This is a genomic window from Pseudoalteromonas sp. SR43-7 (assembly GCF_014163785.1).
GTDB lineage: Bacteria > Pseudomonadota > Gammaproteobacteria > Enterobacterales > Alteromonadaceae > Pseudoalteromonas > Pseudoalteromonas distincta.
In genome coordinates this window covers 56,624-71,192 of the sequence record NZ_JACJDY010000003.1, presented here as the reverse complement: position 1 = coordinate 71,192, position 14,569 = coordinate 56,624, and the positions used below count along the sequence as shown (strand labels likewise).

Here is a 14,569-nt window from a genome sequence, read left to right as displayed (position 1 = left end):
TAACAAATCGATAATAATACCTATAAAGGGATTTATAATGAAATATATAATTACAACATTGACGTCACTGTTTCTTTTAACCGCTTGTTCGACAACACATCTACCTGATAGCCCTAACGCTACACTGATAATGCCCAGTCCTCCGGAGTATCCAATTAAAAGTGTCCGTGAAAAAATTGAAGGTAGTGTGACAATGTCTTTTGATGTAGATACATCTGGTAAGCCAGTTAATATTAAAGTGATTAAAGCTGAGCCTGTGAAAATTTTTGATAAAGCAGCGATTCGCTCTCTTTCTAAATGGCGTTATGCACCTAAAGTAGTTAATGGTATTGCGGTAGTTGATGAAGACTTAGAAATGACTATAGATTTTAATTTAGCAAAATAATAACTAACTAAAACTAAAAAAAGCTGCACATTGCAGCCTTTTTCTATACAGCGAAGGTTACTTCTTTACTTAAAAGTAAACTAAGTACGATAAAGTACTTTAATTACATGCCAGCCAAATTTAGTTTTAACTAGGTGGGGCTCTAAAATTGCGCCTTTAAATGCAATTTTGTCAAACTGTGGAACCATTTGTCCGCGTCTAAATTCACCTAAGTCACCGCCTTTTTTACCCGATGGGCATGACGAATACTTTTTAGCTAAGGTCTGAAACTTTGCACCTTTACCTAATTGCTTAATAATATCTTCTGCAATCTCTTTGTGCTTTACCAAAATGTGAAGTGCATGTGCTGTGTTTGCCATGAAAAAAGCCTTTTATACCGTTAGCTAAAATTAAACGCGGCGATTTTAACACAACCTCATAAACCTATCATCTACTTATACTGCAGTGTATTAACGCCTAATTTATAAATAATGTTTAGCATTATCTGGGTTGGGAATTCTGCAATACTGATATTTTCCAAATAAGGTATAGCGGTTTAAAGCAACCCTATCGTATAACCAATTATTAAAACTATTTGGCAAAATACTAAATACGTTTGCTAGCTTGTATGGGTAACCTAGCTGCTTAACAACATTAAAAAAAGCATGGCTTTGTGTAAATGCTTTACCATTTTCAACAAGCACCATTGAGGCATATTCAGTTGTTGAAAAACCAAAATGCGTTAACAGCAATTCCCCTTTTGGAGATTGCACGCTGCATAATTTAAAAATAGTATTTTTATCGTGAGCAATAATAAAATTACACCACGCGCTGCACAGCTTACATTGCGCATCAAATAATATAATTTTTTGATTTTGCATGAGTGCTGCTGCATCATCGCTCATAACACTTTCCTTAAATTAAGTACTAAATTACTGTTGCACCGGCTTTTTTTGTAACTTGCGCTGCAAAGTACGCCTATGCATATTAAGTTGCCGCGCGGTAACCGACACATTGCCATTATTGCTGTGCAATACTTGTTGAATATACTCCCACTCTAAGCGCTCCGGCGACATAACCGCATCATCAATAACATTCGATGCCAATGCCACAGGCTCGGTGTTAAGCGCTTTTAATAATGTTGCCATATCAACCGGCTTAGTAAGGTAATCGTTTGCACCTAACCGCATTGCCTCTACTGCGGTTGCAATACTTGCAAACCCAGTTAGTAAAACAATATGAGTTTGGGGGAGCAAACTACGCAGCGGCTTTATGAGTGTAAGTCCGTTATCGTCACCTAGTTTCATGTCTAATAAAACAAAGTCGGGCAATAGTTTACGCGCGGTAAGTAACGCATCACTTTGATTATGCGCCACCTCACAGGTAAAGCCCTGTTTAGTTAAACGCCTTGCCAGTGTGCTGGCTAAATTAATGTCGTCTTCAATTATAAGTAACTTCATGAGGCGTTATTCTCAATGTTTACAATAGCGAGTTTAACTTTGGCAACAGCGCCGCCATCTGCATGGTTAAACAAGGTAAGTGAGCCATTTAAACGCTCAAAAGTAACGTTTGATAAAAGCACAGCAAGCCCCATTCCTTGATCGCTTGGCATAAGTTGACCACCCAGCTCTGCTAATTGCGATGACGAAAAGCCACGGCCAAAATCACGAATTAACAAGTAAACGCATTCGCTATGTAAGTTATCTTGCTGCCAACTCAGCTCTAATTGAGTTTTACCTTGTTTTTGATTAGCGAGCGCGGCGTTTTGCAATAAATTTAAAATAGCAGGCAATAACATCGCATCACTCAATAGCGTTGCCGCAATAGGTGGCGTAATCCATTTAATGTGCTGATCAGGGTATTGCAGTAAAAGCGTATCTGTAATTTGCGTTTGCAGTTGCTTTACTGTGGTATGCTCTTGTGAATTTTTAAGACGTAATTGCTCTGAGAGTTTTCTAAAGTCGTTAAGTTGCGTACTACACTGAGTAAGCGGCGCTTGCATGTGCTTTACAATAGGGTTGTTTGGTTGGTCTTCTAATAACTCTTCAAACAATAGCTGTAAATTCGCAATTGGGGTCGCTAGTTGATGGGTGATTTGTGCAGCGGCCCCATCAAGGGTAACAAGCTGTTCATTACGCAATTGTTTTTCACGCACGTTTGCAATAATTCGCTCTCGCTCTTTAAGTGCCCTGCTCATTGCGCCAATAACAAGTGCGATTACGCTGGCACTTAAAACAAAATTAACCCACATGCCAATAAAATGACCACTCATATTCATTTGATGCATATTGTGATCGGGCATCTTTATAAGTAGCAAACTGTATGCGGCAATGGCTAATACCGCAATATAAGCTAATCCTTTTTCTCGCAGCGTAACAGCAGCGATCATTATCGGGAGCAATAACAGCGAAACAAATGCATTAGTTGCACCGCCGCTTAGCGATAGTAAAACCGTTAAAAATAATACGTCTGCAGTTAACTGCATCAACATACCCAAAGGTTTTGCGCGACTTACATTACGATAAGCAAATAGGCTAATAAGCTGAAACACAGCCTCAACGGCAATAACAATAAGTAAAGGCAGTAATGCAATTTGATGTTCTAGTAAAAAATAAACGCTAAGTACCGCAATTAATTGCACGGCAATAGCGCCGCTTCGCAGCATTAATAATCGACTAATGGTGGGGTCGGTACGCATTAACAACAGGTTATTGCCCAATCAAATATTTAATAAGGTTATTTTAACGGTTATATGATTTTTAATCATCATCCATCGAAATTGAAAACGGCCCACAAGGCGTTCCTTGGTGAAACACCATTTTCCATTGTTCATTACTTTTACGCCAAAGCGACATACGCAATGAATAATTAAACTCAGCGCGAGCAGAGCGCCTAAAAGCAGCTTGGTAACTAAGTTGCACTACATCATCGCTCAGCATTCGGCCCTTAAAATGCTGATTATAAAACTGTGGCACAACCTCGGTAGGTAAACGAGTTAGTACTTGGTATTTATTAAATGTAGTGCCATTAGCAGCAATTTCGATAAATTCATCATCGAGTAAAGCGTCTAATGCGCGCTCAGATTGGCGAACTTCTGGGTCTAGTAACTGGCGCTCAGCGTCAATCAAATGATTAAACAACGACACTTTTATTTTGCTGCTCATAACCTTCCCTATTGTTTATAAACTTGCCCGGCTTTCATAACAAATTGTACGTTTTTAAGTACGTCAATATTTTTAAGCGGTGAGCCATCCACACTGATAATATCTGCTTGTTTACCAACACTCAAGTCGCCAATGAGTGCGCTTTGCCCCAGCAGTTTAGCTGCATGTATGGTTGCTGATTTAATAGCTTGGGCTTCGCTCATACCATTGTTTACCATTAAACTAAATTCGTTAGCATTGAACCCATGACGCGACACCCCAGAGTCTGTTCCAAAAGCTATATTAACCTTGTTTTTCAGTGCAAGTTTAAACGAAGCCTGCATTTTTGGAGTTACTTCGCGCACTTTGTCGGCTATTGCCGGTGGCATATTTGGATTTGTAAGCACCTCTTCACTTACCGTTGCACCCGCTAAAAGCGTCGGTACTAAATAAGCTCCCGTTTTTTTAAATAACTTTATTGCCTCTTTATCTAAATAAGAGCCATGCTCAATAGAATCTACACCGGCTTTTAAGGCTGCTTTTATACCTTGTGTACCGTGTGCATGGGCTGTAACTTTACGTCCTAAGTGGTGAGCAGTATCAACAATTGCAATCAGCTCTGCATCTGTAAGTTGCTGATTAACCCCAGCAGCGGTATTACTTAGTACTCCACCCGTGGCAGTAATTTTAATTACATCAGCACCACTTTTAATTACCTCGCGTACCGCACGGCTACAATCATCCGCGCCATTACAAATACCAATCCCGCCTGTAACCGCATCTGTAATATCTTTTCGATATCCGTGCATATCTGCGTGTCCACCAGTAGGCGATATTGTATTACCCGCTGCAAAAATGCGAGGGCCGTTAATATCATTTCGCTCAATAGCACGCTTTAGCGGAAATATTACTTTGTGATCGCTACCTAAATCTCGCACTGATGTAAAACCCGCATCGAGCGTACGTTGTAAATATTTAATTGAGCGCAAAGCATAATCCGCATCATATTCTGTTGTCCAACGATGAGGGTTTGCTTTAGCATCTCGCTCAAACGTAACGTGAACATGCATATCAATAAGACCAGGCATTACAAATTGATTTTTAAGATTGATAATATCGGCATCAGGTAGGTTAAGTTCTGCTTTTGTGAGGTAGCCGTTTTTAATAGCTGTTATTGTATTATCTGTTATGACTAACGTTTGCTCTGTTTTTACTTTTTGATCTTCGGATGCAAGTAAACTGCCCGCATAAATAATTTTATGCTGTTGAGCAAAAGCCCCAGTTGTTATGAATGCCAGCGTTATTGCAGTGAATGTTGTTATTAGTGTTGTTTTCATACTTGCTCCTTTTTTATACTAGCATTACCTTAAATAACCTGTAATTGCGAATATTTACGACACAAAGCATGCTATAAACTAGTCTTGAAAGCCGTTTTTTGGTATAACTCCCTCATTAGTAATACATGTCAGACCACCTTAAGAGAACATACTATGCCTTACGCACATATCACTGGTTGGGGTAAATGCATTCCACCAGCAAGCATTAGCAACGATGAAATTAGTGAAATAGTTGATACCACCGACGAGTGGATAACCACGCGTACTGGCATTAAATCTCGCCGAGTGAGCCATGTAAGTACCGCTGAGCTGGCAACCGTTGCCGCTAAGCATGCTATTGCGTGCGCGGGCATTGATCCTAAAGATATTGATTTAGTGATATTAGCAACCTGTACACCTTCTACCGTTGTGGCAAATACCGCCTCACAAGTGCAAAAAAATATTGGTGCAACAGGCGCTGCCGCAATGGATACAAACGCGGCATGCTCGGGCTTTTTATATGCGTTGCAAGCTGCAACAGCACAAATTCAAGCGGGTATGATTAAAAAAGCAGTGGTCATTGCCGCTGAACGTATGACCTGGTACGTAAACTGGGCACGTCGCGACAGCGCTGTTTTATTTGGCGATGGCGCAGGTGCAGTAATACTTGAAGCTGCCGATACACCTGCTGGTTTACTTGGTACCAAAACCGGTTGCGACAGCGAAGACCGCGATATTTTACACATCACCAACTTTGGTAGCGATTTAAATAAGTATGAGCCAATTGGCCCTTCTGATTTATTATTTGAAGGTCGTGAAATTTTTAAACGTGCTGTTAAAGGTATGAGTGAAGCGTGTGACGACGTACTGCAACAGGCCAACTTAAACCTTGACGACATTAATGTACTCGTTCCACACCAAGCTAACTTACGTATTATTCAGGCTATTCAGCATCGCTTAAAAGTACCTGACGAAAAAGTAATGGTTAACATTGGTGAGTATGGTAATACCTCTGCTGCGACTATTGCTATTGCGTTATGTGAAGCGGTTGAGCAAGGGTTAATTAAACCGCATTCAAATATTATGTCTGCTGCATTTGGTGCAGGTCTTACATGGGCTGCAAGTTACATAAAATGGGGCGAACGTGTAACGCCTATTAGTGTAAGTGATGCCGCTTTACCGCCATGTGATAAAACTGGTTTAGAGCTTGTAGCACCAGCGGTTAAAGCATGTAAAGAAGCCGAGCAAAGCTAACACAACATGTAATAAGCCACATTTAAAACGCACTTATTTAAGTGCGTTTTTGCTTTTTAAGGAATTAAACTTGAAACTTTTAGGTATTCATCACGCTGCGATTATTTGTAGTAACTACGCACGTTCTAAACACTTTTATAGCAATATACTTAAACTTGACGTTATTAATGAGCACTTTAGAGCTGAGCGCAATTCATATAAATTAGATTTAGCCATGCCAGATGGTAGTCAAATAGAGCTATTTTCGTTTGATGGTTCGCCCGAAAGACCCAGCTATCCCGAAGCACAAGGCTTAAGACATTTAGCTTTTAAGGTAGCGGATGTACAGATTGCAAAAACGTATTTAGAGTCGTGCGACGTAAAAGTTGAGGATATTAGAGTGGATGAAATAACTGGCAAAAAGTTTACCTTTTTTGCCGATCCAGACAACTTGCCACTTGAGCTTTATGAGGTTTAAAGCTCAAGTTATTTCTTACTATTGAATCAAAAACTTACTTATTAAAACGATTTTGTAAGTAGTTAAATACAGCACGAATACCTAATGCTTCACCACCCGTTGGACGACCTGGTAATGCGCGTAAGTTCCATGCCATTACATCAAAGTGTACCCACGGTGTTGTTGGTTCAACAAATTCTTTTAAGTAAAGCGCTGCGGTAATAGCACCACCAAACGGTGTGCTTGCGCAATTTGCCATATCGGCTACATCACTTTTTAGTAAGCTTTTGTATTGCTCAAACAACGGAAGTTGCCAAACAGGGTCATGTACACTTAAACCGGCGTCAATAATGCCATTTGCTACATCGCGTTCTGTTGAGAAAAAGCCCGGAAGCTCCGTGCCCAGTGCAACACGACATGCACCCGTGAGGGTAGCAAAATCAATAATTAGCTCAGGATTATCGTTTTGCGCTTCGCTTAATGCATCACACAATACTAAGCGGCCTTCAGCGTCTGTATTATCAATTTCGACCATAATACCTTTGCGCGTTTTAATAACATCGCCTGGGCGAAATGCATTGCGCGATACTGCATTTTCAACCGCTGGTACAAGTACACGTAATCTAATTGGTAAGTTAGCTGCCATAATAAGCTGCGCTAGTGCAATTACATGCGCCGCGCCGCCCATGTCTTTTTTCATGTTACGCATGCCAGAGCTCGGTTTTAAATCAAGTCCGCCTGAGTCAAAACATACGCCCTTACCGACTAGTGTAATTAATGGAGCATCTGTCGCGCCCCATTTTAAATCAAGTAAACGCGGTTTATTTTCGCTTGCACGACCCACCATATGAATAGTCGGGTAGTTTTGCTCTAGTAACTCATCACCAACCCACTGTGAAAATTCGCCATTGTAAGTTGCAGCTAAATCTTCCATAACTTGCGATAAATGTTGCGGCATCATATCTACCGCTGGAGTATTAACTAAATCACGTGCAAGTGTAATGGCATCAGCTTGTTGGCTAATGCGTTCATATAACGCTTTATCGCTAATGGCTAATTGCGCCTTTGCTGTTGGTTTTTCTTTGTATTCACAAAATTCGTAACCACCAAGTACAAACCCTAAAGCAACCTGCTCTACAAAAGCGCTGTCGCCTCGAATTTGATAAGTACCTGTAGGAAGTGTATTTGCTAAATTACCCGCAGCCCAAAAATCATCGCTGCTTTGCATTAAACAAAATACCTGGCTTAACTCGCCCGTTTTAGCATCAGGAATTAAAGCAACACCTTGCTTTTCAAAACCTGTATTAGTTAACCAATTTTGTATAAATGCAGGCTGCTGTGCTTGCCAGTCAGATAATTCGTTTTTAAGAATAAAAGATAAAGGAATACCAGAAGATGTATGACGTAGTAATGCACTCATTAAAAAGCTCATATAATATAAAAATGGTACTTAAGAGCATATCAATAAGCGCACCTAAAAGGTATCGCTAATTTGAAGGGATTTTAGCTACTTTTTAAAGCTATTTTTAGATTCTTGCTTTTGATTTTCTTGATCTATTTTAGCATCTAGTTCTTTAATAGATTTGTTCATATTAAACGAACTTGGCAGTACATCAACTCCCACCAAACTCCCTAATTTAACAACTAAAGGAATTGTAAGCGGAGCAAAAGGTAATACAGCAAATACACCGAGCCCTAACCCTTTTAAAATATCAACAAATTGCTCATTTGCGCGTTTTAACTCTTCTTTACTTGTGTGGCCTTGAGTGTAACGCCTATAAATAGAGAGCATTTCTTTAGTTTCTTGTTTTTCTTGGGCGAGTGCGATTTTAAGCGCCACCATAGCACGGCGAAAACGCAGCTGTTGGCGTTTTTTACTAATTTTAACTACCCGCCAAGGTGCACGGTGAATAACTTTATATAATCGCATAACTTTTATTTTCACACAGCAGCACAGGTTCACAAAGAATAATTTACTTTCAACACCCTTTAACTTACCCTTTGCACCAAATTAGTATTAAATACATACAACAATGCAGAATATAACAAATCAATTACCGCAAAAACCTGAAAAACCAAAATCTGATGAATGTTGCGGTGGTGGCAGTTGCTGTCCCTGCGTATGGGATGAATACAAAGAAAAATTAGAAGCTTGGCGGTACGCACAAAACATTGAAAACCCCACAAAAAAAGAAACAAATAAATAACATTTAAATGCAGTTAGCGCATTAATATTCCCCTCAATAGCCTTATTTGCACTTATTTAGTTCATTTTAGATTCACTTTGCACCACTGTTGCATTTTTTCTTAAATTGAATCTTTTTGTTATCAAACGGTTAATTAGTAATTGCCCTTCCTGTTTTTTATCTATAGTCTGTAGATAGGACTTCACAAGAAGTAAGCTTAATTGATTAGGCTTTTGAGCTAAAACCTCAAACTTATGTGAAACAAAAAATTAAGTTAAAAACAAATGATGTGAAATTTACATCAAAAATAAGAATTATTCTAACTGGGGAAAATTAGAATGAAATTAAAAAGTAATGCGCTAAACCAAGCAATCAAATTTGCTTTAGCTACAACCACTGCAGGGTTATTTATTTCTGGATCTGCTATTGCGGCAGACGAGCAGGAACAAACTAAAGTAAATAAAAACGTTGAAAAAATTGCCGTAGTAGGTACGCGTTCAGCTCCTCGTTCAATAGGTGACTCACCGGTTCCAATCGACATTATTGGCGGCGAAGAGCTTGAAAAGTCAGGTAACACTGACATGCTTGAGCTTTTAAAAGGTGCAGTACCATCGTTTAACGTACACCAAAACCCTATCAGTGATGCGGCTTCTCTTGTTCGTCCAGCTAACTTACGTGGTTTACCGTCAGACAGCACATTGGTTCTTTTAAACGGCAAACGTCGTCACCGTGCTTCTGTAATCGCATTTTTAGGCGGTGGTATCAACGATGGCGCACAAGGCGCAGATATTTCAGTTATTCCAAGCATTGCGATTAAACAAGTAGAAGTACTTCGCGATGGCGCGGCTGCGCAGTATGGTTCTGATGCAATCGCCGGTGTAATGAATTTCCAACTAAAAGACGCTTCAGAAGGTGGTAAATTAGAAATCCGCCACGGTCAATTTTATGAAGGCGATGGCGATACAACACAAGTGTCGGGTAACGTAGGTTTACCGTTTACCGACAATGGTTTTGCTAATTTAAGCTTTCAATATAAAACAGCTGATGCAACAAGCCGTTCAGTTCAACGTGCCGATGCTGCAGCACTTTCAGCTGCCGGTGTGCCTGAAGTATCTTCTCTTGCACAAGTATGGGGTGCACCAGAAGTAGATGACGATATTACTATTTTTGGTAATGTGGGTTTAGAGCTAACAAACGACTCTGAATTTTACATGTTTGGTAACTACTCTGAACGTGATGTACGTGGCGGTTTTTATTACCGTAACCCGCAAACACGTTCTGGTGTTTACTCAAATGATGGTGGCGAAACACTACTTGTTGCCGACACAACACCTGATATGAGCGCTAACTGTCCAACTATCACAATAACAGACGGCAATGTACTAGATGATCCTGCTTACATAAATGGTGTAGCAAACAACCCAGATTGTTTTGCCTTTAATGAGATGCTTCCAGGTGGCTTTACACCTAACTTTGGCGGCAACATTACTGATACTTCTTTAACTATTGGTACTAAAGGTCGATTCACTGGTGGCTTCTTAAAAGATACTTACTATGACTTAAGCGGCACTGTTGGCTTAAATGAATCACGTTACTTTATTTACGACACGGTTAATGCCTCTTTAGGTGCAGATACACCACGAGACTTCAGCCCGGGTAAATACGAACAACTAGAGAAGAACTTTAACTTTGATTTATCAAAAGGTATCGACTTTGGTTTAGCTTATGATGTAAACATTGCCGGTGGTTTTGAATGGCATGAAGAAACATTTACTATCGTCTCTGGTGATGAAGAATCTTACACTGCAGGCCCTTTAACAGCACAAGGTTTTGGTATTGGCTCTAATGGTTTCCCTGGTTTTAAACCATCACAAGCAGGTGAATTTTCTCGCCGTAACTATGCAGCATATGTTGATGTTGAAGCACCGTTTACTGAAGACTTTTTAATGGGCGTAGCACTTCGATTTGAAGATTACGACAGCTTTGGCACTACCACTAACTATAAAGTAATGGCTCAATACCATTTAACTGAAGATTTAAATATTCGTGGTTCTGTAAGCAGTGGTTTCCGTGCACCTACAGTTGGTCAAGCTAACGTAAGTAATGTACAAACAAGTTTAGATGGCGGTGTATTACAAGATTCAGCGCTTCTTCCACCAACAAACCCAATTGCAGTGCAATTAGGTGGTACAGAGCTTGAGCCGGAAGAATCACAAAGTTATACGCTTGGTGCTGTATACACAATTGGCGAATTATTTTTAACGCTTGATTACTACAACATCCAAGTAGATGACCGTATTAGCCAATCAGATAAAATCAATTTAAGCCAAGCAGACAAAGATACCCTTGCAGCAGCAGGAGTACCTAATGTACAAGGCCTTGCTCAGGTAAGCTTTTTTACAAATGACTTTGACACAACAACACAAGGTATCGATTTAGTTGCAAACTATACAGCTGAATTAATGGGCGGTAGCTCTACATTTAGTCTTGCATATAACTGGAATGATACTGAAGTAACTAAATTTAGTGAAATTACAGGTGCGTTTAAAGTTAAGCGTTTAGAAGAAGATTTACCTAATCATCGTGCAACGTTCACATTGTCTCAACAATGGGAATCAGTTTCTGCATTTGCTCGTGCAAACTACTACGGCGAATACCAAGGTGTTCACGTTGATTATGATGCAACAGCTAAAACAGCAGATGCTGCAGTCACTATTGATGCTGAAGTAACTTACTTCTTAAATGAATCAGTTAGCTTCTCTGTAGGCGCTCAAAACTTATTCGACCAAGATGCTGAAAAACTTGATTTTGCAGATGCAACGGGCATCCCTAATAACAACTGGGGTGGTCAGTTCTACGAAACATCTCCGTTTGGTATTAACGGTGGCTTTTACTACGCTAAAGCAACATATACTTTTTAAACTATTTTCATGAAGAACCAAAGGCGAAATGTTAAAGACATTTCGCCTTTTTAATTTTATAGTTAATAAAAATAATAATGAACAATACCAATTGCATTGAATAAGTGTTCTATTATAGCGCTCAGAAAATAGCGTAATTACAAGGCGAAAACTATGATATATAGTTGCTCTATATGAATAATTTTTAACGCAGTGAGTACGCTATTTAATGCGATAGAATGATTATTTTTTTAATAAAATTGGTATAACTATGCTACTTGAAAAAGCCAACCAACTACTGCAAGAAAATAAACTCAAAGAAGCCGAGTTACATTTTAAAGCAATTTTAAATAGTAACCCTGAAAATGGTGAGGCTTTATTTGGCTTAGGCAGAATTGCCTTACGACTAGAACGTTACGACGCTGGCGTATACCTACTCCAAAAAGCTTGTGAGCGCTTGCCTCATATGCTTGAACCATTACATGCCCTTGCTGATGCATTTAACGGTGTTCATTCGCCAAACGATGCACTAACGGTGCTTGAATACGCAAAAAAATTAGCAAGTCATAATCCAGAACCTCATTATTACTTAGCACAGCACTATTTAACACATGGCGAGTTAGATAAAGCTCATACAACTTTTGCTCATGCACTCAGCATTGGTGTATACCCTGTAACAGCCTATATTTTATTTGAACTTGTACAATTAGGTCGCTTTGATAAAGAACATAATTATGTAAGTAATTTGCACCACTTATTAACTCAAACGAGTAATTTACGTTTAAAAATGGTGTGTTACTACGCATTAGCAAACAGTTACGATGCACTTGAGGATACCGAGCAAGCATTTAATTATTTTATATTGGCGAATAAATTACAAAAAAAATTAAGTGAATTTAACACTAGAGATTTAATCCCTTTTTACGATGAAATAATAAAATACAACACCGAGGAATTTATAGCCCCTGCCGATAAAAAATTTACGGGTAATATCACGCCTGTATTTGTTATTGGCATGCCTCGTAGTGGTTCTACCCTTGTGGAGCAAATGTTGGCAAGCCATAGTCAGTTTTCGAGCCTAGGAGAGAGCACGAGTATTAGTAATAACGCAGTTGCTTTTATCGAACAAAAAACGGGAGTGACTTACCCGCAATGTTTAGCACATTTAACGCCGGATTTAATCAAAAAAGCCCGCGAGCTGTATATCACAACATTAAAAACAGCATCGCCCATCAGACCTTTTATAATAAATAAACTACCGAGTAACTATCAGTCGCTCGGACTTATATATATTCTATTTCCAAATGCTAAATTTATAAATTTAAGTCGTGATTTTAATGCCACTGCATTTTCTATCTTCACTAATTACTTTGCTGAAAACGAGCCTTACTTTTGCTCACTACCTGAGTTTAAGCTTTATCATAAGTTGTATGAAAAATTGATGAGCCATTGGCACTCTTTTAAAGAGATGCCAATTTATGATGTCAGTTACGAAGATTTAGTGAGTAACCCAAAAGAGCAGCTAACGCAGTTACTTGGTTTTTTAAACTGTCATTTTGAAGAGCGCTGCTTAGCGTTTTATAAACAAAAAACACCGGTAACGACCTTGAGTAAACATGCTATTCGCCAACCTATTAATAATGCCGCAATCGCTAAGTGGGGGCGTTACAAAACACCTCTTTTAAAGTTACTTGATGAGAATTAATTAGGGCCTGCTTATCTTTCGAGGTTAAATTTGCAGTAGGCTGTTTGGTATTTAGGCAAGGCAGAGCCTATGTAGTGTGGTTGTTCCCCATAAATAGGCGATAACGCAGCATAAAGACCAAACATCCACTGCCCTTTGGGTTCTCTCTAGGGACGATTAACTCTTTGTTGCTCGGTTTTTACTTAGCCCACTAGGTTACAAACTTCGCGCCGTGATTAAATCTTCCTTGGATTGAACAAATTTTAATCCTGAAAGGTCAACAGGCCCTTACAGATGTACTTTAAACCAATTAAGTAAATCTTTAAATTGATCATCACGCGCACTTGGGTGGGTAAGCATATTAATATGATCGTAATCAGAATTATGCCCGTGTTTACGACCGTAAATTTGCATTTGTTGAATGCCTAGCCCCGATTCGTCCATAAATTTTTGAATATCGATTGGTTGCGCTAATGCTTTATCTTTTACCGCAGCAATATGAAGCGTTGGCGGTAAATGCAGGTTGTTTAGCGCTTTTGCATAATCAAAATTATCATCAGAATCTATCCATGGCTTCTTTTTAGCCCATTGCATACTTTGATAATGCGACTTTTGAGTTTCGTTATCGCTGCCCCACTTATAACCTTTAGCATTTAAATAGCCATGTTTTTTAGCAAGTAAAGGCGCCATAAAATACCAAATTAAATTGGCTTGTAATAATTTTTGAGGATGATTATTAAATAAAGAACGCTTAGAGCCAAAATACACACATGCTTTAACGTCGTTAATATATTCTGGAAAACGTGCAAACGCGCTGTTCATCAATACCCCACCCCAAGAGTGAGCAACCCAGTAGTCTGGCTTTTTGCCTTCAATCAACTCTATTTGCTTAATAAAGGCAGGGATGTCTTCTAGGATAGACTCAGTTTGTCCATATTCGGACTCGCTCGAAATGATTGGCTTGCTATCACCTCGGCCACGTAAATCAGCCACATAACATCTATACCCATGCTCAGCTAAAAAAGGGGCAAGTCCTTTATTAGAGTACGTGTAAAAAATCTTACCGTTTTCTATTGCCCCATGCATAAAAAATACGATAGGCCCTTGCTGATCTTCATCGCTAATACGGCGTAAATGAAGAGTTTGCTGAGAGTCTAAATCAACTATTATTGATTGCTGAGAAATTGCCACAGTTATTCCTTTTTATTATTTTCAACTCATCCTACCAGTAATATTAAATATACCAAAGGAAATGTCTGCACTTTACTCATCAGCATTTGTTACAA

Annotated in this window: 15 protein-coding genes; 6 read left to right on the top strand and 9 right to left on the bottom strand. The window is 39.2% G+C overall.

Annotated elements, in window-relative coordinates:
- The first annotated feature begins 37 nt into the window (after positions 1 to 37).
- Entirely contained in the window at positions 38 to 385 is a 348-nt protein-coding gene (locus H5087_RS02965; RefSeq protein ID WP_182671113.1) for an energy transducer TonB, read from the top strand.
- 80 nt (positions 386 to 465) lie between these two features.
- Here H5087_RS02965 and H5087_RS02960 read toward each other — a convergent pair whose 3' ends face one another.
- From H5087_RS02960 to H5087_RS02935, 6 genes are all read right to left on the bottom strand, one after another.
- Positions 466 to 744 carry a peptidylprolyl isomerase gene (locus H5087_RS02960; protein ID WP_002959014.1) on the bottom strand — a complete coding sequence of 93 codons (279 nt, stop codon included), beginning with the start codon at positions 742 to 744 and terminating at the stop codon, positions 466 to 468.
- A 102-nt stretch (positions 745 to 846) separates the two neighbouring features.
- Positions 847 to 1,269 (bottom strand): thiol-disulfide oxidoreductase DCC family protein, encoded by a 423-nt coding sequence (locus tag H5087_RS02955; protein ID WP_182671112.1) that lies wholly within the window; start codon positions 1,267 to 1,269, stop codon positions 847 to 849.
- 27 nt (positions 1,270 to 1,296) lie between these two features.
- Positions 1,297 to 1,824, bottom strand: a complete 528-nt coding sequence (locus H5087_RS02950; RefSeq protein ID WP_182671111.1) for a response regulator transcription factor — start codon at positions 1,822 to 1,824, stop codon at positions 1,297 to 1,299.
- Positions 1,821 to 3,062 (bottom strand): sensor histidine kinase, encoded by a 1,242-nt coding sequence (locus H5087_RS02945; protein WP_182671110.1) that lies wholly within the window; start codon positions 3,060 to 3,062, stop codon positions 1,821 to 1,823. Before H5087_RS02945 ends, H5087_RS02950 begins: the two co-directional genes overlap by 4 nt.
- A gap of 61 nt (positions 3,063 to 3,123) precedes the next feature.
- Positions 3,124 to 3,528 carry a DUF4440 domain-containing protein gene (locus H5087_RS02940; protein WP_182671109.1) on the bottom strand — a complete coding sequence of 135 codons (405 nt, stop codon included), beginning with the start codon at positions 3,526 to 3,528 and terminating at the stop codon, positions 3,124 to 3,126.
- A gap of 8 nt (positions 3,529 to 3,536) precedes the next feature.
- Entirely contained in the window at positions 3,537 to 4,844 is a 1,308-nt protein-coding gene (locus tag H5087_RS02935) for an amidohydrolase family protein (protein WP_182671108.1), read from the bottom strand.
- A gap of 153 nt (positions 4,845 to 4,997) precedes the next feature.
- Here H5087_RS02935 and H5087_RS02930 point away from each other — a divergent pair, with 153 nt between their 5' ends.
- Positions 4,998 to 6,077 (top strand): ketoacyl-ACP synthase III, encoded by a 1,080-nt coding sequence (locus H5087_RS02930; protein ID WP_182671107.1) that lies wholly within the window; start codon positions 4,998 to 5,000, stop codon positions 6,075 to 6,077.
- Between the two features lie 70 nt (positions 6,078 to 6,147).
- A complete protein-coding gene (locus H5087_RS02925) occupies positions 6,148 to 6,534 on the top strand; it encodes a VOC family protein (protein ID WP_182671106.1) in 387 nt (128 codons plus the stop codon).
- A 34-nt stretch (positions 6,535 to 6,568) separates the two neighbouring features.
- On the opposite strand, the gene H5087_RS02920 is transcribed toward H5087_RS02925, so the two are convergent.
- Together H5087_RS02920 and H5087_RS02915 are read right to left on the bottom strand one after the other, a co-directional pair.
- The gene (locus H5087_RS02920) at positions 6,569 to 7,933 is read right to left on the bottom strand and encodes a M17 family metallopeptidase (RefSeq protein ID WP_182671105.1); all 1,365 of its coding nucleotides are present in this window, start codon (positions 7,931 to 7,933) and stop codon (positions 6,569 to 6,571) included.
- A gap of 87 nt (positions 7,934 to 8,020) precedes the next feature.
- Positions 8,021 to 8,443 (bottom strand): hypothetical protein, encoded by a 423-nt coding sequence (locus H5087_RS02915; RefSeq protein ID WP_182671104.1) that lies wholly within the window; start codon positions 8,441 to 8,443, stop codon positions 8,021 to 8,023.
- A 103-nt stretch (positions 8,444 to 8,546) separates the two neighbouring features.
- Between H5087_RS02915 and H5087_RS02910 the strand changes: the two genes are divergently transcribed.
- From H5087_RS02910 to H5087_RS02900, 3 genes are all read left to right on the top strand, one after another.
- Positions 8,547 to 8,720 carry an oxidoreductase-like domain-containing protein gene (locus H5087_RS02910; RefSeq protein WP_149603594.1) on the top strand — a complete coding sequence of 58 codons (174 nt, stop codon included), beginning with the start codon at positions 8,547 to 8,549 and terminating at the stop codon, positions 8,718 to 8,720.
- Positions 8,721 to 9,037: 317 nt separating this feature from the next.
- The gene (locus tag H5087_RS02905) at positions 9,038 to 11,620 is read left to right on the top strand and encodes a TonB-dependent siderophore receptor (RefSeq protein WP_182671103.1); all 2,583 of its coding nucleotides are present in this window, start codon (positions 9,038 to 9,040) and stop codon (positions 11,618 to 11,620) included.
- 250 nt (positions 11,621 to 11,870) lie between these two features.
- On the top strand, positions 11,871 to 13,304 hold the full coding sequence (locus tag H5087_RS02900; protein WP_182671102.1) for a sulfotransferase: 1,434 nt from the start codon (positions 11,871 to 11,873) through the stop codon (positions 13,302 to 13,304).
- A gap of 267 nt (positions 13,305 to 13,571) precedes the next feature.
- Here H5087_RS02900 and H5087_RS02895 read toward each other — a convergent pair whose 3' ends face one another.
- Positions 13,572 to 14,474, bottom strand: coding sequence for an alpha/beta fold hydrolase (locus H5087_RS02895; RefSeq protein WP_182671101.1), 903 nt, complete (start codon positions 14,472 to 14,474; stop codon positions 13,572 to 13,574).
- Positions 14,475 to 14,569: the final 95 nt, after the last annotated feature.